Source organism: Metasolibacillus sp. FSL H7-0170 (assembly GCF_038593115.1).
Taxonomy (GTDB): Bacteria; Bacillota; Bacilli; order Bacillales_A; family Planococcaceae; genus Metasolibacillus; species Metasolibacillus fluoroglycofenilyticus.
Genome location: NZ_CP151964.1, coordinates 1,630,972 through 1,654,445 on the forward strand (window position 1 = coordinate 1,630,972; position 23,474 = coordinate 1,654,445).

The following is a 23,474-nucleotide window of genomic DNA, read 5'->3' on the forward strand; positions in this document are numbered from 1 at the left end:
AAACATTGATTCAAATTTTTTGAATCAACATAAGTTATATATGTAAAATGGCTGAGCTTTATTACTTACTATTTGTAACTTAGTATAATTCACACTTTCATCTACGTCAAGAAAATTCTTTCGAATTCAAGATTCTTTTTCATGCTTATTTTGTGCTACGATTTTCGTATGTACGACGAAGCGCTCATTATCATTTGGAGATGTCGTACATGTAGAAAGCGTAAAAATTCTGTCGTTCGTTGTCACATCAACTGGCATATGAATAGCTGATTTTTGTTGAATTGTCTGGAGAAATGCGGCATACGACTGCTCTGTAAACTCCGTTTCGATATAATAAAAATCCGTTGTCGTTTCATAGGCTGCAAATACTTCGAGGTGATATGTTGCACTAGGTGTTTCATACACAAAGTAGGGGTGCTCCTCGGCATAATGTTGCTTAGCAAATTTCGCTAATTCACCAAACATCGTACCGTTTCGCATAACATGACCATACAAAATCGTATGCCTAGCATTTGTATCATTGCGATAATCCATGAAAATACTGCCTGCACGACTCTTTTCCCCTACATAATTATGCTGCAAATAAAATTCATTATTATCGTTTTGAACGACAGGATTGTTCAACTGCGAATCGTTTAACTGAAGCCAGCCGACAATATCCGTATTTATTTTTTGTAGCTCGATAAATTTCGCGCTGATGGCAGCCTCCTCTATCGGCATCGCCTGTTGCGCTTGCTCATACACTTCCTGTATTTGCTGCAGCTCCTGTTCCACCTGTTTATAGCTAGAAAAAAAACGAATAAGTCCTACACTGGAAATAATAAAGACGATAATACAAATGACTCTTATTATTTTCACCTTCATATGATTGTCTCCTCAAATCCCGATTGGCACCATATATAGTCCAAGCGCAGCATCTTCTTGAAATATTGCCTCCACACCGTAAACTTGTTTCACCGTTTGCTGGGTAATGACATCGCGTGGCGTTCCTTCTGCGACAATCTGCCCTGCACTCATTAAAATAATATGGTCGCTGTAGCGAATCGCTTGGTTAATATCATGTAACACCATCACAATCGTTAAACCATGCTTTTCATTTAGTTCTTTTACTAGCTCTAAAAGCTCTAGCTGATAATAAATATCTAAATACGTCGTCGGCTCATCTAAGCATAGAAGCTCGCTCTGCTGTGCCAATGCCATGGCAATCCATACGCGCTGTCTTTCTCCACCAGATAACGCGGATAAATCATGATGGCGTTTTTCGCCTAGACTTGTACAGGCTAATGCCCAATCAACTGCTTTATTATCCTCGACATTATTCTTTTTTAATAAAGAATGATAGGGCATACGCCCGTAACTAACAAGCTTTTCAACGGTTAAATCTTGCGGAATATCGTTTTGCTGATAAACAATGGCAAACTTTTGAGCAAACTCCTTTGGCTTATAATTGACTAAGTCTTTATTATCTAATAGTGCCGTGCCTTGTAGGGGAGAATGGTTGCGTGCCATGACGTTTAATAATGTCGACTTGCCGCAGCCATTTGGACCAATAATCGTTGTAATTTTGCCGCGCTGAATGGACGTTGATACATTTTGTAAATGCTGCTTCTTACCGTCATGTGATACAACAATTTTTTGTAATTCCACAGTGTCACCCTTTTCTCAGTAAAAATATTAAAAACGGACCACCAATAATGGCCATAATGGTTGATGCAGGGATTTCTAATGGTGCAATGACTGTACGCCCAATTGTATCCGCTAATAAAATAATAAATGCTCCAAGCAAGGCTGTAAAAGGCAATAGCACTTTATGGTCATGTCCAACAATGCGGCGGGCAATGTGTGGGACTAGCAGGCCAACAAAGGCAATAACACCTGCGACAACAACTGAAATTGCTGATAATAATACGGCAGTTGCCGCAATTGCTAAACGTGCCAATGTCACATTAAAGCCAATACTTTGTGCCGTTTTATCAGATAATGCTAGGACATTACACCATGAATACATGACGAACGCAAAAATTAAGCCAATCGAGCCGTAAATAGCGATGAGCGTCACATCATCCCATGTTTTAAATGCTAGGCTTGAGCCAAGCACACTGCTAGCCGATGCATTTAAAGAGCCGCCAAAGCTAATAAATGCCTCTGTAAGTCCTGTAAACATAGCGTTGATGGCAATCCCTACTAAAATCAAGCGCAACGGATTTAAGCCTGACTTCCATGCCAACGCAAACACTAAAAAACAAGCAAGGGCGCCGCCAATAAAAGCAAAAATCGGCGTCATGAAAAATAAAGTTGGAACAATTGATACAATAAATAGCTTTGTAAAAGCCGCACCTGATGAAATACCGATGACCCCTGCATCAGCAAGTGGGTTGCGCATAATTGCCTGCAATAGTGCGCCTGCTACTGATAGGGCTGCACCTGCAAAAATTGCCACAATAATACGTGGAAAGCGCAAATCACGAATCGCTGCCATCGTATCATTATTTGTATCAAATAATGCCCCTACAAATTCCCAAAACCCCATTTTTATACTGCCTGTTGTAGCAGCAAAAATAGCTGTTATTACTAGCAATGCAGCAACAATAACAGTGCTTATTATTTTTTTCATCACCTGACAACACCTCTACTGCTCATAAAAAATTTCAATTAACTGCTGTAATGCCTCCGGTACATTTAACGCAGCCGTTGTCCCGAACAGCTCTTCTTCTAAATCATAAACGCGATTGTTTTTCACTGCATTAAAATGCTTCCAAACATCGTTTGTTTTAAATTCCTCGTCAAACATTTTAATTACTTCGTCTGGCATCCCATGTGCCATACGTAAAATAATATCTGGGTTACTATTATATAAATGCTCTGTATTTGAGGCTAAATATTCAGCTTCCTGACCAGCCATCACATTGACAGCGCCAGCTCTACGTGCTAAATCCCCCACATATGAATGTTCTGTCGCTACTAAATAGCTACCAGGCACACCTAATAAAATAAGAACGCTTGGCTGCTCATGCATACTCGCCACATTTTCCACTTGTGCAATTTCATTTTTCAGCTTGTCAACAAGCGCATCCGCCTGTTCCACGCGCTTATAGCGCTTGCCTAGCTCTTCAATTTCTGCGAGCATCGTATCAATGCTCGTTAAATCAACAAAGTCGACAGGGACTTGCAATTGCTCAAATATTGGTGCTAAATCATATTCTAATGTAGAGACGGATAATACTTCTGTTGGATTTAAAGATTTAACCACTTCCATATCAGGCTGCATCGCATTTCCAATAGAGGGTAAACCATCAAAGCGAGCAGGCAATTGTTTAACAGTATCTGGAATTGCAATAGCATCCAGTTCTAAACGGTCCATAATATCTGCTACAACAACTGTCCCTGCTACAATACGCTGTGTCTCTTCCTGTTGCTGCTTCTCTTTATTATTTTCTTGTGGCTGCTCTGGAGCCGCCGTTTTGCCACCGCAAGCAGCAAGCAGCAGTATTGCTACAAGCAGTAAACATTGCATATATTTTTTCATTTTTAGTTTCCTTTCTTCCGCTTTATCTTGACTTGTGCGGGTGTAGCTAGACACCCGCACAAGTCAAGATAACAACAGCGGGCTCCCTCTCATATATCCGAGAGGAAGCCTGCTTTCCCATTATGCTCCTAGTTTTCTACTACATAAAGAGTGTTTAAAATCACCTTTGCCATTTGGCTGCGTGTTAAAGTATTCGTTGGATTGAATTTGCCTTCATTCCCAGTCATAATACCTAATGCATTTAATTCAGCAATTGCAGTCAACGCTTCTTTATTTGAAGTTGTCACATCTTTAAATGGTACGCTTGCCCCTGTTGCTTTATAGCCTGCACCCTCTAAAACGCGGTAAATAATAACTGCCGCTTGTTGACGTGTAATTTCTTTTGTTGGCTCAAATGCAGTAGCAGATGTGCCGTTCATAATGCCGTAATCGCTTAATGCTGTTACCGCCTTTTGTGTTTCTGCATCAAAGCTCGATACATCTTTAAATGGATTTTTCGCAGTTGTATCTAAGTTTAAGTAACGATTTAACATTAATGCAAATTGTGAACGCTTCACTTTTCCGTTTGGATTGAATTTATCCGCTTCTTTGAAAAGACCTATAGAATATAATGTTACGATATTACCATAGTCACCTAATTTCGTAATATCTGTAAATGGATTTATCTTGCCACCAAATTGCAATTGTACAGGGTATACTGAATCGTATTTTACAGGACCAGCATCTACTGATACATCAACTGTTGCTGTATAAACAGCATCTAAGTTTGTTGTAGCAATTGTGTAGATTTTCACTGTGTTGCCATCCACTTCCGTAGTTTTTTCATCTGCAATTGTTGCGCCTTCAATGTTAAATTTATTTAAGTATTGTCCTTGTACGAATGTTAAGTCTACAAGGAATTCGTTTGCTGTTTCTGTTACTGTAACAGTCGGCTTTACATACGTCGACATAACAGAAATTTCGTTTGTTTTATCTTTATAAATGTATAATGGAAGCTCTTCTCCTACTTCTACAGGCTGCTCCTCTGTTACTTCAGGTAAATCAAGGTTCGCTGTATTGATAGCAAAGCCGAACTCATACCATTTGTCCATATTTGCCGCAGGAACAACAACATGAATTCCCGCTTCTACTAAATCGCTAATTGATTTCAGTGTAAAGCTATAAACCTTTTTCCCTTCCTCTGATACTAATGTTGCATCTGCACCAGCTACTTTTAAGCCAGCAATCATCGGGCTACTTTTTTCCGTAACTGTTAATTCTACTGAGTACTTACCATCTTTCACGATTAATTTTGCATCTTTTTCAAGATGGTTTGTAATCGCCGCATAATCACCTTTATTTGTTTTTGGATCATAGGCATCAAAAGTAATTGCATATTCACCGTCTTTTACTTGCTTAAATGTTTTACCTGGTACAAACTCTACTTTTTCTTCTTCTGCTGCTTCAGGCGCTTTAATTGTTGTTGGGTCTAATGTTAATTCAAATGCTGTTGGAATTTCTTTGCCACCAACTGCGACAGCGCCCTCACCCTTCACTGTACCGCCTGGACGCTCTACAGGAATATAAATAACTTTTTGTCCATTTACTTCTTTAATTACGCTAACGCCATCTACTTCTACTTTTGTCAGCATGTTCATCACAGTAGCATCCGCTGATAGCTGAATGAAATACTTGCCATCTTCAATAATAAGTGTAGCTGGTCCTTGAATGTATTTCGCTAATTGCTGTGTCGTATCTGTAATTGTGAAATCAATAGTATACTGACCATCTGGCATAGAGCGTGATGGTGTTTCAGCAGATGCCGCTACTGCTGGCACGATAGCAGATGTTGCTAACACTGAAGCTAGCGCGATTTTTGTAGAACGAGATTGGAATTTTGACATTTAACATTTCCCCCAATTAATTCATTTTTTTTGTTTTATAAAATACAAGCACCGAAGCAATAAGCATAAAGATGAAAAGATATGGTAAAGAATCACTTGTTTGTGGATTTTCTACTTTTTCACTAGCACTTACTGTTCCGTCAGCTTTATTTCCATTATCTTCAACATTTGAAGAGCTTGGCGTCTTACTCACATTGTTAACAGCCTTTGAAGATTCTTTATTTGTTTGCGCATTTTGCTCCGTTGCTTGTGGAATACCCGCTGCGTCAAATACAAAATCAACGCTATAACCGTGATGATAATTAATATCATCAATATCGATTTTCATTGCCACTGTTACAGGATTCCCCAAATTAGCTACAGCAAATTGCACAACACGCGTATCAGCAGCGGCATTTTGGCTAATTACTGTCGCACCACTCGGCGGGTTAAACTCCGTTACCCATGCACTATTTTTAATCGTCAATTGCACAGTTGCTTTGCCATTTTTCATAATTACCTTTGCAGGCTTTAAAAAATAATCATTGGCCATAGAAGCGGAAATACTACTTGGCTTATTGACTTGATATTGAATATCGTATGTTCCATCAGCTAATTGTGCATGAGAATAATTAGGCGCAAGTATAAATACCCCTAGCATAAGCACAAAAAGAGTTAGAAAAAGCTTTTTCACAGCTCTATTCCTCCCTTTACTAATAATTAGTACCTTTACAATTATGACACAAATGAGGATAATTCTCAATTAGATTTTTTATTTTCATCGAATTGTCAAATTATCGATTACGCCAAGGCGAAATAGATTGACTAGCATTTTCTTTTGTGTCAAAAATAATCGCCATCTCTCATACTTATTTAGCGAACAGCATCCTCATGAAATTGCTTGCCATCAAAATAGCCTTCATGTGCCCAAATATTGAGCTTTGCATCCTGTGCCCTTACTTGAATTTCATTTAATTCTGCTTCAAGCGTATTATTCGGTTTGTTAATATAGCGCATAACTGCAAAGCCATTTTTCAATAAAGATTCCTGTAATAATACATTATCGACAAAAATATACGCGAGCAAACGGTCATATTTATCTGTTTCTGGTCCAACATCGAATAGAAGCTCAATTTTCGAGGCATTTTTCAGTAAATTTTCTGTAAACACTTTAGCATCTTCTGCATAAGGCATCGGTTTTCCTTTGTCATAGTTCATTTCGGGCGTATCCACCATTAATAAACGAACTTTATGCTTTTCACCATTCATTTCTATGCTAAATGTATCGCCATCATTAATTGATAAATAGTTAATCTCCTGTAGCTGATTTCCTGTCACTTGCTGGGCATATTGTGCTGAAATATGATTTGTCGCAGTTTCATTTGTTTCTTGTTGACTATGTGGCGGCGTCTTAACTTCATTTGTAGTCTTGTCCTGCGGTTCTGGACTAAATATTAAATAAAGTGCGACCGCTATAATAATAGTTCCGCTCGTAATAAGCGTTTTAATATCTGTTGGTTTCATAAGTTATATTATTCCCTTTCTTCAATTAGCATATCTTTTATTTTACCAAACTTTTTAGGTGTTAAAAATGTCTGAAAAAAGGCTTTTTCAAAATTACACTTTAAACATAAACACTTTTCCAACGAAAAACGCTACCTTCCCTATATTGAAGATAGCGTCGTTTAATATTAAATGTTTTTCGTTAAATATCTGTATTTGTCTTCGGCTGTGGACCTAGCTTCTGCGGTGGAATGGCTGCAAATGTTTCGCCTTCCTCTTCCAAATCGCGCATTCGATGGGCAATACGGGATGCTGCACTCGCTGCAATGCTCGCAACCAAATCATCTAAAAATGTATTTACACATTTCCCGGCTTTTGTATCCAATTTATCAATGATACCTATTTTCTTCTTATCTAAATGACCAAAAGTCGTCACTGCAATACTGCCGTACGTAAAGACAGAGCCAAGGGCAATTGTTTCATCGACACCGAACAATCCTTCATCTGACTCTACAATTGATTGTAGGGGCTCTGATAGCATTTTCTTTTCGGCCAACTCGTCTAGCTCAACGCCTACTAATACCGCATGCTGTACTTCACGCTTATGCAATACACGCTCAACAGAGCTAATGCAATGCTCCATTAATAGCCCTTCATTGTAAAGACTTTGCATTTCATAAACGATTTCAGCAATATCCTCCACCTTTACTCCTCTGCGCTCTAACGCAGAATAAGTGGCTTCTGTTACTTTATCAGAATGAACACGAACTGCTCGATTATGCATAATTTACACCTCTATTTATGTTTTTTCTTCCTACACCATATTACACCTTTCGTAGTGATTATGATACAATTTCGTTACATCTTACTAGAGAAGGAATGAGTATTTTGGATAAGGGAACAGTAAAAGATATCAATTTTTATAGTGAGGCACTTCAGGAAGAGCTGCAATTACTTATTTATATTCCAGCAAATTATTCACCATTATATAAGTATAATCTACTCATCGCAGCAGATGGCAAAGACTATTTCCAATTAGGCAGCATTCCCCGTCTCGCCGATGAACTAATCGATAATTATGAGATGGAAAATACAATTATTGTAGGCGTTCCATATAAAAATGTCGCGGATCGCCAAAAAAAATATATCCCCTCTGGTGAACAACATGAGGCATTTTTACGCTTTTTAGCGCATGAGCTTGTACCTTATTTAGATGAAAATTACGCGACTTTTCAGCTTGGGCAAACGCGTGGCATGATTGGTGACTCAATGGCTGCAACAGCCGCGCTAATGGCTACATTAAAATATCCAAACGTTTTTTGTAAGGCTATTTTGCAATCGCCATATGTTGATGAGCTTGTACTAGAAGCAGTAGCAAACGCTACAAATTATAGCGCAATATCAATTTATCATATTATCGGTAAAGGTGAAGACAAAGTCGTTACGACAAGCAAAGAAATAAAGGATTTTCTAACACCGAATAGGGCGCTTCATCAATTATTCCTTGAAAAAAACTTCAATACATTTTATGAAGAATTTGACGGTGATCATACATGGAAATATTGGAAACCAGACTTAAGACGAGCACTTATAGAAAATTTCGGATAAAAACGGCGTAATAAATGTAGTAAAGAAACAATTTCTGTTATACTTATTAAGAGAAAAAAATCGAATTATTCCAGGAGGTTATGAATTTGAAATATGGTATTGTTGCTTTTCCTTCTAAAAACTTACAAGATTTAGCGAATAATTATCGTAAACGTTATGACCCACATTATGCACAAATCGCTCCGCATATGACATTAAAGGATGCGTTTGAGGCTGATGAGAGTGCAGTACAAGACATCGTTGCAAAATTAACGGAAATTGCGTCAAATTTTGCCCCATTAAAAATTCACGCATCACGCATTAGCTCGTTTTTCCCTACTACGAATGCGATTTATTTCCGCATCGAACCTACAGAGCAATTAACAAATATTCAAAATGCAATTCAGGAGAAAATTGCTTTCGGTGAGCAAAAGCATGTTTTTGTGCCACATATTACTATTGCACAAAAACTAACAGCATCTGAACACGATGATATTTTAGGTCAATTGCGCATGTCTGGTGTTGATGTACAAGAAGAAATTCAGCAAATTCATCTACTAAAAGAACAGGACGGTAAATGGGAAATCGTCGAATCATTTAGTTTAAATGGAGCTGAGTAACCGAATGTTTGAAGTACATTCTGCAATATCTGAAGAACAATTACAGCGTGCGTTTGATATCCGCAAAAAAGTGTTCGTTGAAGAACAAGGGGTACCTATCCACCTTGAATTAGATGAATATGATAAAACATCCTATCATTTTATCGTGACGGAGGGCGAACGAACAATCGCTGCGGCTCGTCTAAGAGAATACGAGCCATTAGTGGGGAAAGTGGAGCGTGTTTGCGTATTAAACGAATATCGCGGAAAACGACTAGGCGCTTTATTAATGGAGCATATCGAGCAAGTAGCTAAAGAGAAAAACTGGAAAAAATTGAAACTGAATGCACAAAGCTATGCAATTCCGTTTTATGAGAAATTACAGTACACAGTAACCTCTCCTGAGTTTTTAGATGCAGGTATTCCGCATCGCGCGATGGAGAAATCGATTTAACAAAGGGGGCGTCAGAACAGCCGTGCAGTTGCCGGCTGTTCTGACGCTTTTTTATGATGTTTTTGCTTAGGAGCAATAAGCAAACATTTATCTAAACACCAATTAAAGCGTCCAAAATACCAGCAACTGCACGGTTTTTGGACGCCTTCTTTTTTAGATAGCAGTCTAACGCATCATTCGCTCGATTTTACTCAAATCTAGTGATTTGCCATCCTTTATAATGGACTGCACAATTTGCTCTTCTAGCTGTGGTGATACTTTCCGCTTTGCTACTTTGCTTACTTTTTGTACAATTTTCCTTACTTGTTTTTCACTTGTAAAGTCTGCATATTGTATGGCGCGAGCTAATGCGAACACTTCATCCATTTCAACACCCGTTTTACGCTCGAACTGTTTAAAAAAACTTTTGTCCATTACTCGCCCTCCTTAATAAAATGCAGTACCAACAATAATTAGTAGAATAAATAATACAACGATTAACACAAATGTTGAACCATAGCCGCTGCCGCCTCCACAATAGCCTGGCTGTACATTGCCACATTGATTCCATCCGTATCCAGACATGAATAACCCCTCCTTTCTACAGTGTAGTTTATGCTAAGCCAACTGTCATAGGAGGGGTAAATGCCCTAATTCACTTTTCCTTTTGAATGAAAAATAAGTGCCGCGATAAACCCGAAAATAATCGCTGCGCTAATACCTGAGCTCGTCACTTCAAACATCCCTGTCACGACTCCAACTAAGCCGTGCTTCTCGGCCTCTGCAAGCGCACCATGTGTTAACGAATTGCCAAATGAAGTAATTGGAATCGTTGCACCAGCACCAGCAAAATCAATAAGTGGCTCATATAAACCAAATCCATCTAGAATGGCGCCCGCTACAACTAATATGGATAATGTATGCGCCGGCGTTAGCTTGGCCACATCCATTAATAGCTGACCAATCACACAAATAGCGCCACCAACTAAAAATGCAAATATAAAAGTATACATTGCTCTCCCTCAGTTCATCGCAATTTCAATCGCATGTGCTGTACATGGAATCGTTTCTCCTTGCTGATAGGACAGCGGAGATAGTAGAGCACCTGTTGCTACAAGTAAGACTCGTTTAAAGCGTCCTGTCATAAATTGACTTAATACATAGCTATAATAAACAGCGGCTGAACACCCTGCCCCACTTGCTCCAGCTTGAAATGCCTGGTCGTCTCCATAAAACTCTGCGCCAGCATCACGAATTAGCTGTAGCTCGTCATTTTTAATACCATCCTCAGCTAACATCGCTTTTACTAGCTTTAGCCCAATTTTCCCTAAATCCCCTGTCATCACCATATCATAATCGCTTATTTTCTGTTTTCTATGCTGTAAATGTCTTTTAATTGTGTCGTAAGCCGCAGGAGCCATTGCTCCCCCCATATGAAATGGATCTGTTTCGTGATAATCAATCACCTTTCCTACTGTTGCTGCTACCATATAGGGGTAGTCTGGTTGATGCGGACCGACCAACGCATAGCCTGCTGCGGTTACTGTCCACTGTGCAGTTGCAGGCTTCTGCGCACCGTAATTAACTGGGTAACGAAATTGACGCTCGGTTGCATTATGTTGGCTAGAAGCACCAGCAATTGCAAGCTTCGACGCCCCTAATTCCGTTAATAAACCAGCAATAATAACGGACGAAACGGATGTCGAACAAGCTGAAAACATCCCGATAAAAGATACTGCTAATTCTCGCGCTGCAAAGTTAGTTGGTGTCATTTGATTGACTAAATCACCACTTAAAAAATAATCGACATCTAAATTTTTTATCTTTGCCTTGTCCATAACAAGCTGACAGGTGTTCATAATTAGGCGCTTCTGTCCTTGTTCATTCGTTTTTTCTTGAAAGCGTTCATCATCGGCTATCATATCAAAATAAGAGCGAAAGACGCTTTTTTCCTCTAACGGGCCAACTGCCGCAGCGCCCGCTAATAATGCTGGCTTCGTCTGAAACAAAATTACCATGAGACAACCCCCAGCATAACCAGTACCGTTTTCACTAAAGCTACAGCGAAGGCAGACACCGTTCCGAAAACGATAACAGAGCCAGCTAGCTTGAACATATTGCTCCCTACACCTAGCACATAACCCTCTGTTCGATGCTCAATCGCTGCAGATACAACGGCATTGCCAAAGCCTGTAACGGGAACAGCACTACCTGCACCTGCAAACTGCCCTAGTCTTGTGTACAGTCCTAAGCCCGTAAAAATCATCGCTAGCAATATCATTGTCGCAACAGTTGGATTGCCTACCGTTTTTTCGGTAAAATCAAAAAAAATCATATAAAAGAAGGAAATAGCTTGTCCAATCACACAAATAATGCCACCGACGAAAAATGCCTTTAATATATTCATTGCATATGGTGGGGTCGGTGTCATCTGCTGTTCAATCGTTTCATATTGAGATTCTTTCATCACGTCTCCTCCTTCGCTAATTTTTTTAAATGCTCTATTTTTTCATTGACCTTTTGTTCGTCTTCCTCTGACATCAATTTATCTGTTTCCCATAGCAACTTAAAATCTGAAGAAACAAGTACATCATAGTGTGACCATTTTTCTTCTAATTTTTTTTGCAATTCGCGTGCGATTTTTTGCTCTTTAAATGATTGCCATGGTTTTACTTCAATTGCCACAAGGATATCCTGACCAGTAACAACGATTTTCGCTTTGTGGATATTATTCATTTTCTCAATTTCTTGCTTAATCTCTATTGTTTTTTCGTCCTGCTCATCATATGCGACAATCTGTTCCTTTGCGCCACAGGCAGATAGTAAGAACACACATATTCCAACGCTTAAAAATCGCCTTACCATTACATGCCTCCCTTTTCAAATTGTAGATAGACTTATGAATTCATTTGTCCCGCATTAACGGGCAGTAATCTTATTTTGTTCCAAAAGTGAAGTGACAGGTACAAAACTCCCGCCTGTAGACTTTTATTAACGAGATAGCTAGCTAAGTAATTATCTGCCCGTAAAATCCCGATTGGGAAAGCGAACAATTCTTAGGAAGTAGTGCTTCTCCCAAGAATTGTGGTTTCACTTTATCTAGTATGGGCATATTTTTTTTGCTTTATTCAAAATCTAGGCAATCATTTCTATGCGAACGCCCTGTTCCCTTGGCAAATTACTCATATTGTAGAGAGAACTTAAATTAGGAGGTGAAAGAGTATGGGTTGTGGTAAAAATATTGGCCCAAGCTCGAGTAATGGTTGCGTTTGTGAAGTAGTTCGTGCGATTTTAGATATTCAAAATCAATCAGTTCGTGAAGAATGCTCTCGTTGTACAACAAATTGCTTTTTAGAGCCTTTAGGCGGCATCGTTAGCCCTGGTAGATCTTCAGTGGATACAAGGGTATTTATGCTTTTAACAAAATTCGGAACGCCATTTGTTGCAACATTTAGTGCTGAAGACTGCATGGATTGCGCATCTGTCTTCTTCCGTGTAGAAGATGTATTCGATGATTGCTGTGCGACATTACGAGTATTAATGCCTTTAGATCGTGGTGGAGATACAGTTGATTTATTAAATAGCGACGGCACTGCCGTGTCATTGCGCGCTATTTGTGATGTAACAAACTACGCAGTGACAGATAGCTGTATTACAGTCGACTTAAACTGCTTCTGTGCTGTACAATGTGTTGCCGATGTAAACCTAGGAATTTGTAACTAAATTGTGTGTAAATTGTTTGCGTGCCTGGCACCCAAACAATTTACTTACAAAAAAAGGCATGAAACCAAATTTGATTTCATGCCTTTTTCTATCTCGTTGCGTGTATTGTCGCAATATCATTCGCATTGACAATAATTTTTTGCTCAAATACTTTCATAACAACATCTATCCCATTCAAATGCTCTATCGTACCGATAAGACGCTCGCCATTTTTAAGCACGACAAGCAACATGCGATTTTTTGCAACTGGTCGTGCGAAAAAGCGCAGTTGATGTGCAATCAGTGAATTAACAATATTATTTGGCAGTGGCTTTTCATAAATTGAGGTGCTCTCCTCTAGCTCTGGTCCTTGCTGTTTAGCCGCTGTTAGTTCAACCGCATAAGACGGTGTTTTGATGAAAAGCAGTGGTTGATATTTCATCAACAATCGCCCACCTTTTTTTCATACGATATGCATAGTAAATATTTTTTGTTACAAAATTTGATTAATAAACGTCGTCGCTAAGCCTAAATAAATTAAAATACTCGTTACATCATTCAATGTTGTAATGAATGGCCCTGAGGCAACAGCTGGGTCAATGCCTAACTTATGCATTAGTAAGGGGATAAATGATCCCGCTACTGTGGCTACTAAAATGGAACAGCAAATAGCTGCGCCAACTAATAAGCCAATCATAATTTGATGCTTCCAAAAGAAAATAATCGCCACAACAGTTAGACCGCAAACTAAGCCTGTTAATAGACCTGTTAAGCACTCCTTCATGAGCAGCTTTAACTTACTTTGCTCATTCACCTCGCCTGTCGCAATACCACGTACCGCAACCGCTAATGCCTGCGTGCCACTATTACCAGACGTCCCTGAAATCAGCGGAATAAAGACAGCGAGTAATGCTACCTTCTCTAATGTCGCCTCAAACTGCCCCATTAAATTTGCTGTAAACATTCCTAAAAATAATAACACGATTAACCATGGTAAACGTGTCACCGCCGCTTTAAATGGACCTGCATCAATATCGTCCGCATCTGAAATACCGGCTAGCTTAGAGTAGTCATCAGAAGCCTCTTCATCAATAACATCGATAATATCATCGACTGTAATAATTCCTTGTAATTCATTATTATCATCTATAACAGGAATTGCTAAGAAATTATAGTCACGCATAATTTGCGCAACGTCCTCTTGGTCATCGCCTACTTTTACCGACACGACGCGCTCGCTCATAATATTATGAATAAGCGTATCCTCATCCGCGATAATCAAATCACGTAACGACATGACACCAGCCAATTGATGCTGGTCATTCACTACGAAAATATAGTAAATCGTTTCTGCGTTTGGCGCTTCATTGCGCAACACTGCCATTGCTGAACGGACAGTTGAATTTTCTAGAATCGTTACATACTCGGTCGTCATAATCGCCCCGGCAGTATATTCAGCATAGCTTAATAGTTCATTAATTTCTTCAGCTGTTTCGCTATCCATCATTTCTAAAAAGCTCTCACGCTGCTCATTGTCCAGCTCATTTAATACGTCTACCGCATCATCGGTGTACATATGCGATAGCATCGATGCACCATATGCAGGGTCCATCTCACCTAAAAATCGCTCGTACTCGTCATCTTCTAGCTCGATTACTTCAAAAATCAATGCCATTTCTTCGGGAGACAAGTATAAATAGATAGTTTGACGTATGTCTGGTCCCACCTTTTTATAAAATTGGGCTTGATCATACGGGTGAAGTGCTAAAAAATGCTCACGAAAAGCATCAATTTCTTGTTCAATTAAAAGCATTTGTAAAAATTCTTCATTATAGCGCACTTCGTTATTTTCGCGTTTTTGTTCTACCATCCTTGTCCCCTCCTCTCAAAGTTCATCATACAAGCAATATAGCAAGTTCGTAAATCAATATTTCAAAAATAACATAGAAATTTTACAATTATAGTAGGGTCTTTTTACAACTACTATAGGTAGTTACTACAGCAACTGCATCCAGTCTAAATAAAACGATAAAAATCCACCTCGATATACGGTTAGACCGTTGGAATCTACGTGGATTTTTCACAATTAGTATCATAGTAAATCCTTGCCCTAATAGCCGATAGACGCTAGTTTTTCTTTAATCAATTACACCTCGATTAACTCTAGTCCAGACTTTTTTGAACAAACTCATGGAAGTCAACCTAAAACCGTCACGACACGTACCAACGATTAACTAATCTGTATCTCGCAGTTGGCGATATCCTTTGACTAAGTTCCTCTTTGTTAGCAAGTAGTTTGTACATCCACTGAATTAAAATATTGTCTCATTGCTATAAAGGTGGGAGTTTTTTACTGAATCTAGATAAATTCCGCAATTCCTCAGGTAACTCACTGCTAAAAGATAACAGTTTCTTCGTTAACGGATGCAAAAATGTCAATGATACACAGTGCAATGCTTGGCGATCTAATACTCGCTTATCACCACCGTACAGCTCATCACCAACAAGCGGATGACCTATATGAGCCATATGCACACGTATTTGGTGTGTACGCCCTGTGTGCAATGTTAAACGAACATGTGATATGATGCAATCGTTTAGTCTACCGTATTCTAACACTTCAACATCTGTATGTGCAAACTGTCCATCCTTACGCACTTCTCGTTCAATAATGCTCGTCTCTTTACGTCCGATTGGTGCAATAATGGATTGGCTTTTCGTTTGCCCGTAAACAATCGCCTCATAGTGCCGTATCACATCCCCTTGTTGCTGTGATGCGCTCATTAAATGATGGATATGTCGATGCTTTGCAATACATAACAAGCCCGACGTATCTCGATCAAGCCGTGTTACGATATGTACAGTTGAAGCAAGACCTTGCTCCTGTAAATAACCGAGAACAAAATTCGCTACACTACTTTCTGGATGCTCCCTTGAGGGAATTGTACTCATATAGGCTGGTTTATCAATAACGAGCACTGCCTCGTCCTCATAAACAATGTTTAATTTGCCGTGCTGTGGCACAAGTCCCTCACTCGCTTCTTCTAATGGGAACACAATCGTAATAATATCTCCTACTACCACTACATGACGTACATTGCGCCGAACGCCATTAACAAGAATATCACCGCCACCAAACTTAATCGCCGTTAATGCTCGTTTCGAAATTCCCCATAAAGCAATCGCTTCACGCAATAGCATTTCCTCTTGCGCTTCAAACTGTAATACAAATCTATTTTCCATATAATCCTCAGCTACTCATTTGAAATGAAGGAATCATGCACGCGTTCCCAAAATGGGAAAGGACGAAATCTTGCAAAACGCACGCGCTCCTCAGCAACATTAAAGGCAATTGATTTAACATCCTCTTCTGACAATTGAATATGATCAACCGTAATATTAAAGCGTTGGTTATTGACTGGCTTTAATACGCATGTGTGATGTGCTGGGAACACAAGTGACGAGCCGACCGTACGAAACACCCGATTATTAATTGATGCCATTTCTGTTAGCTGAAAAGCTGGTAATGTCGGATGAATAATAGCCCCACCTAACGCCTTATTGTAAGCCGTACTGCCAGATGGTGTCGAAACACATAGACCATCTCCACGGAAGCGCTCAAACTGAGTACCATTTAACTCAACATCCATTACAAGCGTCACATCAGGTGATTTTATTGTCGCCTCATTCAAAGCTAAATAATGGCTTGTTTCTGACTGATGACGGTGAACATGTACTTTCAACAATGGGTATTCAACAACATTAAAATCCTTTTTCGCCATCGACAATACAAGCTTCTCCAATTCAGATGGCTTCCAATCTGCATAAAAGCCTAAATGCCCTGTATGAATCCCGACAAATGCAACCTTGTCTAAGCGATGTTTATAGCGATGAAAAGCATGTAAAAGTGTCCCGTCTCCTCCAATAGAAAGAACAATATCAGGCTCTTCTTCATTGAGCTCCAGCCCAAAATCTTGCAAATACGATGTCGCCAGCTCCATTAACTCATTAGACTGTGCATCGCGACGTGATTGAATTGCAAATGATGTCATGAACTTACCCCCTTATCTTTTTCAGCATGCAGCTTAACACTCGGCGCTTCCTTTACTTCACTGAAGTATACCTGTGCCTCCTGTATTTCATTGCGAATTTGTGACATTTCCTCATCGAGACGAAATGCTGCTTCTGCAGCACTTTGCAAGCGATTTTGAATTTCTTCTGGAAAAGCCCCTTTATATTTATAGTTTAATGAGTGCTCGATGGAAGCCCAAAAATTCATTGCCAATGTTCGAATTTGAATTTCAGCTAAAACAACCTTTTTGCCATGTATCGTTTCAACAGGATATTCGACAATCATATGATGTGAGCGGTAGCCACTCGGTTTACTATGTGTAATATAATCCTTTTCCTCCACTACATTCAAATCGACTCGTTGCCGAATCAGCTCAGTTACTGTCGCAATATCATCGACAAATTGGCACATAATTCTTAGCCCTGCAATATCTTGTAACTCTGTTGCTAATTGCTGAGAAGGTTCAAATGCAATTCCTTTTTCTAATGATTTATCGTAAATACTTGCTAAAGGCTTTACGCGCCCTGTGACAAATTCAATTGGCGAGTTTGCGCCGATAATATTGAACTGCGAGCGCATACCTTTAAATTTTATTTTTAGCTCCTCTACCGCTTGCTTATAAGGGCTTAAAAAAACATCCCATTGGCCCATCACAACAACCTCCTCATATGAAATAGCATGCCTATTTCAGCCATACATTACGTGTTTTTCATTTACCACACAAATCGTAATATATGCAATCGAATTTATTGATTATGAGTAATTAATTCATTACGCCTTGGCTAACTTTAATCTGGTTTCGGCTGACTTCCTTTTAAGAACCCTTCACTGAACCCCCGATATTCGTCGGAGACTTTAGGCCAACTTAATGTTGGTCACTTAGTCGTTATCGCAGAAGGCGATGTTTTTAAACTGAGTTCCTATGATTCAGCATGCGTCCCACCATAAACCATTTCTGTATCTGTCACCTTACTTTCGATACAAAATAGTGTACTTCTGCGATTTCTTATCGCAGAAAACATTGCTAAAACAGGCGTGTTGATTATCCTTTATTTCACAAAGAAAACCTAAAAATTCGTTGATTTCCGTTGCGGGGGACGCTTTCCTCGGGGTGCGGCTTCAACTAATTTATTTCGGCATTCGCCGAAATAAATGGATTTTCAGCTCGGGGCCAACACGATGTTGGTCATGGAGGCGTTGCCACAGGACGTGGCGACCTTAGCCTCTCTACACTTTTGTCCCGATAGAGTCGCCCCCTCCACTCCAATCAACGAGCGTATGCCTATGAAAAAAGCATTTCCCCTATAAAATACGCTAATTAATATGCATTATTTACATAATCAACACACCTGTTGCTAAAAGAAACTAATCACAAAATTAATCTGTTGATTCTAAATAAATACTTGTAAATTGTGCCTCCACAGCCTCAACAAATGCCTTACCGTAATTTTCATTATCTTGAATATTCCATAATAAATACTCAAGCTCCTCTGCAAAATTAGAGAGTGCTAAGTCAGGCGTTAAAAATGGATCGCGCTTCTTTTCGACAATTTGCACTAACGCTGGCCACGTCGTTTGAGGGAAGCTTAAATAACTATACGTCCCCTCATCCTCTACAATATAAATAAATGCCATATTATCTGAATCGACAATCACTTGCCCTGTCGGTTGAATTTGAATGTCCTGCTCACTATCGTGTAAACTAAAATAAAAATCATTATGTATTTGTTCGAATTTTTGAATTGTATATACTTTACGCACTTTTTTCGTACTTCCCTTCCATTCATTCTCTCCCTATTTTACCATACGATGAAGGGGGATGCAGTGTGGTTTTTATTAAACAATATGATGAACTTTTAAGTGCGGTAATGAACCAATTATTATTTATTAAATCGACGATTTCCATTATAGTTAGCGCTATGCGCCGGGTGTGGGTTACAATTAATTTCTTTCGTGTTACTACGTTTGCCCCCACACTTTTCTCTTTGAAGGAGCGCTTTTTCCATTCCAATCGGCTAGTAAATTACCCGTTAGTAGAGATTAAAAAACACTCAATACTTCCATAATTTGCAGATATGATTAACTTTATACTTATATTAAATTTGCAAATAATTACTTCTTAATCTTCCTAAAAAATGACGAAAAAAGGAGAATTATAATGAATCATGAAATTGAAATCGAATTTAAAAATATGCTGTCGAAAACAAAATACGACGAACTACTGACGATATTCGACATTCAAGAGGGAGAAGCTGTGCGCCAGGAAAATCATTATTTCGACACAGCGGATTTTCAATTAAAGGCGATTGACAGCGGATTGCGAATTCGCATATTACCGAATAAAATTGAATGTACATTAAAAGAAAAAGCTACTGAGCATACATATATCGAAACAACAGATATTTTAACAGAGGAAGAAGCGAGCCGAATTTTACAGGGCAGCACATTCACAGCGCCTACTGTTATTGCGAGATTACAGGAACGCGGTATTGCCTTTGAACAGCTTATATTGTTCGGCACACTCGCAACAGAGCGTGTAGAAATTCCCTACAAAGGAGGATTGCTCGTACTAGATCATTCTTTTTATTTGCAGCGCGAGGATTATGAGGTAGAATATGAAGCACAAGATGAAACCGTTGGACGTACTGTTTTCCAACAATTTTTAACAAACTATAATATTCCAATTGCACATGCAGATAAAAAAATTGCCCGTTTCGCAGCGGCATTGGCGGATAAAAACAACTAGATTACGAAATTTAAGTAGGCCGACAGAGGGCGTAAATGCGAAGAAGGAAAGAAGGAGCATAACGATGGATATTCGAGCAATGAAAACATTAATGGAAATACAAGCAATGCAATCGGTTGGTAACACTACACTAAGTGATTCCAACAATGCCTTATTTAATGAATTGCTAGGTGATATTTTACAATCACAGCAAACAAATTCTATTACTGGATTGACAGAAATTTTAGGAACTGAGCATACACTAATGCAAACAAGTAATGGGTCAGTATCTCAAACAAAATATTTAGATGCCTTTTTATACGAAGGGGCTATGACTAGCTCGCCAATTGAGCAATACATTAAAGATTACACGGGACAAGAGGCTTTCAACAATGTGTTAGCAGGGGCAAACCATTACAGAGATAGCATTGCCAAAGCTGCAGCAACATATGACTTACCCGAAAAACTAATTGCCGCAGTGATGAAGCAAGAATCCAATTTTAACCCTGAGGTAATTAGTACAGCAGGGGCTGTCGGCTTAATGCAATTAATGCCAAGTACAGCAAAATATTTAGGTGTACAAAACCCTACTGACAACGAGCAAAATATAATGGGTGGTGCAAAATATTTACGTCAAATGCTCAATCAATTCGGACAAAACCTTGAAACAGCGTTAGCCGCCTACAATGCGGGACCTGGCAATGTGAAAAAATATAACGGCATTCCGCCATTTAAAGAAACACAAAACTATGTTCAAAAGGTTTTAAATTATTATAATACGTAACGCTTTTTCTTTTCCCTAAAATTGTTAAAGAGCGCTTTGTTTGAGAAAACAGATAGACGTTGTTATTATGAGTATAATGTAATAATAAAAAACACTTTAACTTCTTTCAACAATTTTTTTGCAACGAGTAACCGCAGGAGCACGTGTTTACTATGACTAGATGAATGCAAGCATTAGACTCATTTCGGCGGAGGCTCAAACACCCGCTGATGAAGGGGAACACAGTCTAAGAACACCGCATCCTGCGACAACGACTGAGTGACCAACATCGTGTTGGCCTAAGCTACGACGGATGTCACGGAATTTGAAGAGAGGCCTGCGTGATACAGGTCAGTTAACCATTGTCACAGGACGTGACGTTTTCAGGTTCACTTCCATCAAACAGCTCGAAAAAATCTTGGCGCAATTATGCCAAGGTGTAATTGATTATAGAAAATGTAATTGCAAGTATAAAGGAGTATCACCTATGAATCGAAAGTATACGATTCCTTACGAGGAACTTGGTGCTGAAAAACTGGCTGAACTAATTCATGCTTTTTATGCTCGCGTAGCAAAACATCCTAAGCTTATCCCTATTTTTCCTGAAGATTTAACGGACACAATTCGTAAGCAAATTCAATTTCAAACACAGTACTTAGGTGGACCTAGCCTATACACCGAAGAACATGGTCATCCAATGATGCGAGCTAGACATATCCCTTTTAAAATTACGCCAGATAGAGCACAAGCTTGGCTTGAATGCATGGCAGAGGCAATGGATGAAGTAGGCTTGGACGGAAAATTCCGTGACACTTATTATCAACGTCTTGTGCTGACTGCTCATCATATGGTCAATTCACCAAACGAAGAGGAGGAAATGGAGTGAATAATATTCAGATGATATCACAGCCTACTGCCTCCTTACCGACGAATAAACCAGTAGAACTGTATATTTTCATCGACCCGCTGTGTTCAAACTCCTTCACTATGCAATCGATGCTGCGTAAGCTTCAATTAGAGTACGAGCATTATTTTTCTTGGCGTTATGTATTAAGCACTGAATTAACGTCATTGAACTGCTTAAGCAATCGCATTAAAGGTTGTTTATCAGGCGATGAACTAGATATTACGCACCCTGCATTACCTTCAATTGCAATTAAAGCAGCTGAGTTGCAAGGCAAGCGAGCTGGCTCGCGCTATTTGTCAAAATTACAGGAGCACGCTGCATTACAATCAAAAAATATTTTGTCACATGCAGCACTTACAGAAATTGCATTTGAAGTGCAATTAGATATGAATGAATTTACTGTTGATTTTGGCTCAAAGGAAGCAGCTCACGCATTCCAATGTGATTTATACATTACGCGTGAAATGGAAGTTGATGAAGTTCCAAGTATCGTCTTTTTCAATGAAAATGTTGAGGATGAGGGATTAAAGGTAAGTGGTTTATATAACTACGAGGTATACGAGCATATTTTACAGGAAATGATTCAAGAACAGCTTGTACGTCAGCCTCTTCCTTCATTAGATGAATTATTCATTCGTTTTCAAACACTTACAACAGCCGAAGTTGCTGCAATTTATCAAATTGCAGAATCGGTTGCAGAACGAGAATTAAAGAAACGTATGCTACAACAAAAAATCGAACGATTAATGAAAGACGACATTGCATTATGGCGTCAAAAATGAAATATCTAACCCATATTGGCTGACAGGAAATGACGCTGATGAGATAGGAATAACCTTTTCTCAGACAGCCCCTTCCCCGTCAGCCTTATTTGTTACTTCCTTTAGCTTTTCATAAATTCTTCGTTTTCTATACAGCATATTTCCTACTTCTGCAATATCCTGCATCATCCCTTTATTAGCATATGCACCAAAAATAATCCCGACAATCGGAATCATCTGAAATAGCTTTTTCCACCCAAAATGGTCACGATAAGTATGGAAAACCTCTTGCCACCCTTGCAATTGAGCTATCATATCTTCAGACACATGCTGCATACTATGCATGGAGGAAATATCCTTTAAAATTGCCTCTTTACCAACAATATCAGCACTAGCAAACTGCAAGCATTTTATTATAAATATCCGCTCCATTTTATCATGTGGATGATAACCATGAATAATAGCGATTTCCTGCAATGTTTTCAGCGCAACACCTAAAATAAACGGAATATCAATGGCTAACGTAAAAATGCCGCCAATACCTGTAGAAGCCCCTTGCAAAGTAGCTAATTTCACGCGCTCTTTTTGCAACTGCTCACTCAATGCAATCATATCTTGCAACGGAATTTGCCCAATATCCCGAACATCCTGAATAGTCCAATGCGATGAATAATGTCTAATCTTCGCAACCATTGCCTCTTCATTAATTAAATATTTACCACCAGACTGAATATAACTCGCCAGCTCATCCATTAATAAAGCAATCTTCTTTTGTATAAATGAAGGTGTTAATTTATCAAGTAATACAAATGGGAGTCTCCCTAACTTCTCCCAAAACCAAAGCCCTTGTTGCTCTCTCTCCCATCTCTCTATATCCTGTAAATATTGTTGTAATTGCGCTCGATCCTCCATCTCTTCCCACTCCTCCGATTTCAAATCATTAACAAGCCTTAGATTCATATACGTAAAAATCAAAGGAAAGTTTCATTCAGCTAGAGGATTGCGTATATTCAAAATAATTTAATCAGATGGGA

General features: G+C 39.1%; 29 protein-coding genes. 8 read left to right on the plus strand and 21 right to left on the minus strand.

Translation table 11 applies throughout. The features are described from left to right. Nucleotides 1–126: 126 nt before the first annotated feature. The 8 genes from srtB to MHH70_RS07760 form a co-directional block, all read right to left on the minus strand. Entirely contained in the window at nt 127–864 is a 738-nt protein-coding gene (gene srtB / locus MHH70_RS07725) for a class B sortase (RefSeq protein ID WP_107942167.1), read from the minus strand. Nucleotides 865–876: 12 nt separating this feature from the next. Continuing rightward, nucleotides 877–1,647 (minus strand): ABC transporter ATP-binding protein, encoded by a 771-nt coding sequence (locus MHH70_RS07730; RefSeq protein ID WP_342472978.1) that lies wholly within the window; start codon nt 1,645–1,647, stop codon nt 877–879. 4 nt (nt 1,648–1,651) lie between these two features. Beyond that, nucleotides 1,652–2,617 carry an iron ABC transporter permease gene (locus MHH70_RS07735; RefSeq protein WP_066166077.1) on the minus strand — a complete coding sequence of 322 codons (966 nt, stop codon included), beginning with the start codon at nt 2,615–2,617 and terminating at the stop codon, nt 1,652–1,654. Between the two features lie 12 nt (nt 2,618–2,629). Next, a complete protein-coding gene (gene isdE / locus MHH70_RS07740) occupies nt 2,630–3,526 on the minus strand; it encodes a heme ABC transporter substrate-binding protein IsdE (protein WP_342472979.1) in 897 nt (298 codons plus the stop codon). Nucleotides 3,527–3,654: 128 nt separating this feature from the next. After that, nucleotides 3,655–5,409 carry an NEAT domain-containing protein gene (locus tag MHH70_RS07745; RefSeq protein WP_107942164.1) on the minus strand — a complete coding sequence of 585 codons (1,755 nt, stop codon included), beginning with the start codon at nt 5,407–5,409 and terminating at the stop codon, nt 3,655–3,657. Between the two features lie 16 nt (nt 5,410–5,425). Further along, nucleotides 5,426–6,082: a heme uptake protein IsdC gene (gene isdC, locus MHH70_RS07750; RefSeq protein ID WP_235616001.1), complete on the minus strand. Its 657-nt coding sequence runs from the start codon at nt 6,080–6,082 to the stop codon at nt 5,426–5,428. A 179-nt stretch (nt 6,083–6,261) separates the two neighbouring features. After that, nucleotides 6,262–6,912, minus strand: coding sequence for a thermonuclease family protein (locus MHH70_RS07755; protein ID WP_107942163.1), 651 nt, complete (start codon nt 6,910–6,912; stop codon nt 6,262–6,264). A gap of 181 nt (nt 6,913–7,093) precedes the next feature. After that, nucleotides 7,094–7,675: a phosphatidylglycerophosphatase A gene (locus MHH70_RS07760; RefSeq protein WP_066166086.1), complete on the minus strand. Its 582-nt coding sequence runs from the start codon at nt 7,673–7,675 to the stop codon at nt 7,094–7,096. Between the two features lie 104 nt (nt 7,676–7,779). Between MHH70_RS07760 and MHH70_RS07765 the strand changes: the two genes are divergently transcribed. From MHH70_RS07765 to MHH70_RS07775, 3 genes are all read left to right on the plus strand, one after another. Beyond that, nucleotides 7,780–8,499, plus strand: a complete 720-nt coding sequence (locus MHH70_RS07765) for an alpha/beta hydrolase-fold protein (RefSeq protein ID WP_107942162.1) — start codon at nt 7,780–7,782, stop codon at nt 8,497–8,499. An 86-nt stretch (nt 8,500–8,585) separates the two neighbouring features. Beyond that, complete coding sequence (locus MHH70_RS07770; protein WP_066166211.1) at nt 8,586–9,098, plus strand: 2'-5' RNA ligase family protein; 513 nt, start codon at nt 8,586–8,588, stop codon at nt 9,096–9,098. Between the two features lie 4 nt (nt 9,099–9,102). After that, nucleotides 9,103–9,531, plus strand: coding sequence for a GNAT family N-acetyltransferase (locus tag MHH70_RS07775; RefSeq protein ID WP_066166208.1), 429 nt, complete (start codon nt 9,103–9,105; stop codon nt 9,529–9,531). Nucleotides 9,532–9,696: 165 nt separating this feature from the next. Here the strand turns inward: MHH70_RS07775 and MHH70_RS07780 are convergent, their stop codons facing one another. The 6 genes from MHH70_RS07780 to MHH70_RS07805 form a co-directional block, all read right to left on the minus strand. Continuing rightward, nucleotides 9,697–9,945, minus strand: a complete 249-nt coding sequence (locus tag MHH70_RS07780; RefSeq protein WP_066166205.1) for a stage VI sporulation protein F — start codon at nt 9,943–9,945, stop codon at nt 9,697–9,699. Between the two features lie 12 nt (nt 9,946–9,957). Beyond that, nucleotides 9,958–10,095, minus strand: coding sequence for a YjcZ family sporulation protein (locus tag MHH70_RS07785; RefSeq protein ID WP_066166202.1), 138 nt, complete (start codon nt 10,093–10,095; stop codon nt 9,958–9,960). Nucleotides 10,096–10,160: 65 nt separating this feature from the next. Further along, nucleotides 10,161–10,523, minus strand: coding sequence for a stage V sporulation protein AE (spoVAE, locus tag MHH70_RS07790; protein ID WP_066166199.1), 363 nt, complete (start codon nt 10,521–10,523; stop codon nt 10,161–10,163). Nucleotides 10,524–10,532: 9 nt separating this feature from the next. Then, nucleotides 10,533–11,528, minus strand: coding sequence for a stage V sporulation protein AD (locus tag MHH70_RS07795; protein ID WP_107942161.1), 996 nt, complete (start codon nt 11,526–11,528; stop codon nt 10,533–10,535). Then, entirely contained in the window at nt 11,522–11,977 is a 456-nt protein-coding gene (gene spoVAC / locus MHH70_RS07800) for a stage V sporulation protein AC (RefSeq protein WP_066166193.1), read from the minus strand. Before spoVAC ends, MHH70_RS07795 begins: the two co-directional genes overlap by 7 nt. Continuing rightward, nucleotides 11,977–12,375 carry a YhcN/YlaJ family sporulation lipoprotein gene (locus MHH70_RS07805; RefSeq protein ID WP_066166190.1) on the minus strand — a complete coding sequence of 133 codons (399 nt, stop codon included), beginning with the start codon at nt 12,373–12,375 and terminating at the stop codon, nt 11,977–11,979. The genes spoVAC and MHH70_RS07805 overlap by 1 nt, the downstream gene beginning before the upstream one ends. A 357-nt stretch (nt 12,376–12,732) precedes the next feature. Here MHH70_RS07805 and MHH70_RS07810 point away from each other — a divergent pair, with 357 nt between their 5' ends. After that, entirely contained in the window at nt 12,733–13,233 is a 501-nt protein-coding gene (locus tag MHH70_RS07810) for a CotY/CotZ family spore coat protein (RefSeq protein ID WP_066166187.1), read from the plus strand. 88 nt (nt 13,234–13,321) lie between these two features. Here the strand turns inward: MHH70_RS07810 and MHH70_RS07815 are convergent, their stop codons facing one another. The 6 genes from MHH70_RS07815 to MHH70_RS07840 all read right to left on the minus strand — a co-directional run bounded on the left by MHH70_RS07815 (nt 13,322) and on the right by MHH70_RS07840 (nt 19,045). Beyond that, a complete protein-coding gene (locus MHH70_RS07815; RefSeq protein ID WP_342472982.1) occupies nt 13,322–13,657 on the minus strand; it encodes a hypothetical protein in 336 nt (111 codons plus the stop codon). A 48-nt stretch (nt 13,658–13,705) separates the two neighbouring features. Further along, on the minus strand, nt 13,706–15,082 hold the full coding sequence (gene mgtE / locus MHH70_RS07820) for a magnesium transporter (protein ID WP_066166181.1): 1,377 nt from the start codon (nt 15,080–15,082) through the stop codon (nt 13,706–13,708). A gap of 461 nt (nt 15,083–15,543) precedes the next feature. After that, nucleotides 15,544–16,455, minus strand: a complete 912-nt coding sequence (locus MHH70_RS07825; RefSeq protein WP_342472983.1) for an RluA family pseudouridine synthase — start codon at nt 16,453–16,455, stop codon at nt 15,544–15,546. Nucleotides 16,456–16,466: 11 nt separating this feature from the next. Further along, the gene (locus tag MHH70_RS07830) at nt 16,467–17,264 is read right to left on the minus strand and encodes an NAD kinase (RefSeq protein WP_066166175.1); all 798 of its coding nucleotides are present in this window, start codon (nt 17,262–17,264) and stop codon (nt 16,467–16,469) included. Next, on the minus strand, nt 17,261–17,935 hold the full coding sequence (locus MHH70_RS07835; RefSeq protein ID WP_066166172.1) for a GTP pyrophosphokinase family protein: 675 nt from the start codon (nt 17,933–17,935) through the stop codon (nt 17,261–17,263). Before MHH70_RS07835 ends, MHH70_RS07830 begins: the two co-directional genes overlap by 4 nt. A 726-nt stretch (nt 17,936–18,661) precedes the next feature. Further along, complete coding sequence (locus MHH70_RS07840) at nt 18,662–19,045, minus strand: hypothetical protein (protein ID WP_066166237.1); 384 nt, start codon at nt 19,043–19,045, stop codon at nt 18,662–18,664. Between the two features lie 397 nt (nt 19,046–19,442). Here MHH70_RS07840 and MHH70_RS07845 point away from each other — a divergent pair, with 397 nt between their 5' ends. The 4 genes from MHH70_RS07845 to MHH70_RS07860 all read left to right on the plus strand — a co-directional run bounded on the left by MHH70_RS07845 (nt 19,443) and on the right by MHH70_RS07860 (nt 22,461). After that, nucleotides 19,443–20,030: a CYTH domain-containing protein gene (locus MHH70_RS07845; protein WP_342472984.1), complete on the plus strand. Its 588-nt coding sequence runs from the start codon at nt 19,443–19,445 to the stop codon at nt 20,028–20,030. A 64-nt stretch (nt 20,031–20,094) separates the two neighbouring features. Beyond that, nucleotides 20,095–20,793 carry a lytic transglycosylase domain-containing protein gene (locus tag MHH70_RS07850; protein WP_342472985.1) on the plus strand — a complete coding sequence of 233 codons (699 nt, stop codon included), beginning with the start codon at nt 20,095–20,097 and terminating at the stop codon, nt 20,791–20,793. 466 nt (nt 20,794–21,259) lie between these two features. Continuing rightward, nucleotides 21,260–21,658 (plus strand): globin, encoded by a 399-nt coding sequence (locus MHH70_RS07855; RefSeq protein WP_066166165.1) that lies wholly within the window; start codon nt 21,260–21,262, stop codon nt 21,656–21,658. Then, the gene (locus MHH70_RS07860; RefSeq protein ID WP_342472986.1) at nt 21,655–22,461 is read left to right on the plus strand and encodes a DsbA family protein; all 807 of its coding nucleotides are present in this window, start codon (nt 21,655–21,657) and stop codon (nt 22,459–22,461) included. The genes MHH70_RS07855 and MHH70_RS07860 overlap by 4 nt, the downstream gene beginning before the upstream one ends. A gap of 60 nt (nt 22,462–22,521) precedes the next feature. On the opposite strand, the gene MHH70_RS07865 is transcribed toward MHH70_RS07860, so the two are convergent. After that, complete coding sequence (locus tag MHH70_RS07865; protein ID WP_342472987.1) at nt 22,522–23,352, minus strand: EcsC family protein; 831 nt, start codon at nt 23,350–23,352, stop codon at nt 22,522–22,524. Between the last annotated feature and the right edge of the window lie 122 nt (nt 23,353–23,474).

What these genes read in the sequence shown, in the direction of transcription:
- srtB (WP_107942167.1), bottom strand. Translation starts at nt 864, where the DNA reads ATGAAGGTGAAAATAATAAGAGTCATTTGTATTATCGTCTTTATTATT.
- isdE (WP_342472979.1), bottom strand. Translation starts at nt 3,526, where the DNA reads ATGAAAAAATATATGCAATGTTTACTGCTTGTAGCAATACTGCTGCTT.
- MHH70_RS07745 (WP_107942164.1), bottom strand. Translation starts at nt 5,409, where the DNA reads ATGTCAAAATTCCAATCTCGTTCTACAAAAATCGCGCTAGCTTCAGTG.
- MHH70_RS07755 (WP_107942163.1), bottom strand. Translation starts at nt 6,912, where the DNA reads ATGAAACCAACAGATATTAAAACGCTTATTACGAGCGGAACTATTATT.
- MHH70_RS07760 (WP_066166086.1), bottom strand. Translation starts at nt 7,675, where the DNA reads ATGCATAATCGAGCAGTTCGTGTTCATTCTGATAAAGTAACAGAAGCC.
- MHH70_RS07775 (WP_066166208.1), top strand. Translation starts at nt 9,103, where the DNA reads ATGTTTGAAGTACATTCTGCAATATCTGAAGAACAATTACAGCGTGCG.
- MHH70_RS07780 (WP_066166205.1), bottom strand. Translation starts at nt 9,945, where the DNA reads ATGGACAAAAGTTTTTTTAAACAGTTCGAGCGTAAAACGGGTGTTGAA.
- MHH70_RS07785 (WP_066166202.1), bottom strand. Translation starts at nt 10,095, where the DNA reads ATGTCTGGATACGGATGGAATCAATGTGGCAATGTACAGCCAGGCTAT.
- spoVAE (WP_066166199.1), bottom strand. Translation starts at nt 10,523, where the DNA reads ATGTATACTTTTATATTTGCATTTTTAGTTGGTGGCGCTATTTGTGTG.
- MHH70_RS07795 (WP_107942161.1), bottom strand. Translation starts at nt 11,528, where the DNA reads ATGGTAATTTTGTTTCAGACGAAGCCAGCATTATTAGCGGGCGCTGCG.
- spoVAC (WP_066166193.1), bottom strand. Translation starts at nt 11,977, where the DNA reads ATGAAAGAATCTCAATATGAAACGATTGAACAGCAGATGACACCGACC.
- MHH70_RS07805 (WP_066166190.1), bottom strand. Translation starts at nt 12,375, where the DNA reads ATGGTAAGGCGATTTTTAAGCGTTGGAATATGTGTGTTCTTACTATCT.
- MHH70_RS07810 (WP_066166187.1), top strand. Translation starts at nt 12,733, where the DNA reads ATGGGTTGTGGTAAAAATATTGGCCCAAGCTCGAGTAATGGTTGCGTT.
- mgtE (WP_066166181.1), bottom strand. Translation starts at nt 15,082, where the DNA reads ATGGTAGAACAAAAACGCGAAAATAACGAAGTGCGCTATAATGAAGAA.
- MHH70_RS07825 (WP_342472983.1), bottom strand. Translation starts at nt 16,455, where the DNA reads ATGGAAAATAGATTTGTATTACAGTTTGAAGCGCAAGAGGAAATGCTA.
- MHH70_RS07830 (WP_066166175.1), bottom strand. Translation starts at nt 17,264, where the DNA reads ATGACATCATTTGCAATTCAATCACGTCGCGATGCACAGTCTAATGAG.
- MHH70_RS07835 (WP_066166172.1), bottom strand. Translation starts at nt 17,935, where the DNA reads ATGGGCCAATGGGATGTTTTTTTAAGCCCTTATAAGCAAGCGGTAGAG.
- MHH70_RS07845 (WP_342472984.1), top strand. Translation starts at nt 19,443, where the DNA reads ATGAATCATGAAATTGAAATCGAATTTAAAAATATGCTGTCGAAAACA.
- MHH70_RS07850 (WP_342472985.1), top strand. Translation starts at nt 20,095, where the DNA reads ATGGATATTCGAGCAATGAAAACATTAATGGAAATACAAGCAATGCAA.
- MHH70_RS07855 (WP_066166165.1), top strand. Translation starts at nt 21,260, where the DNA reads ATGAATCGAAAGTATACGATTCCTTACGAGGAACTTGGTGCTGAAAAA.
- MHH70_RS07865 (WP_342472987.1), bottom strand. Translation starts at nt 23,352, where the DNA reads ATGGAGGATCGAGCGCAATTACAACAATATTTACAGGATATAGAGAGA.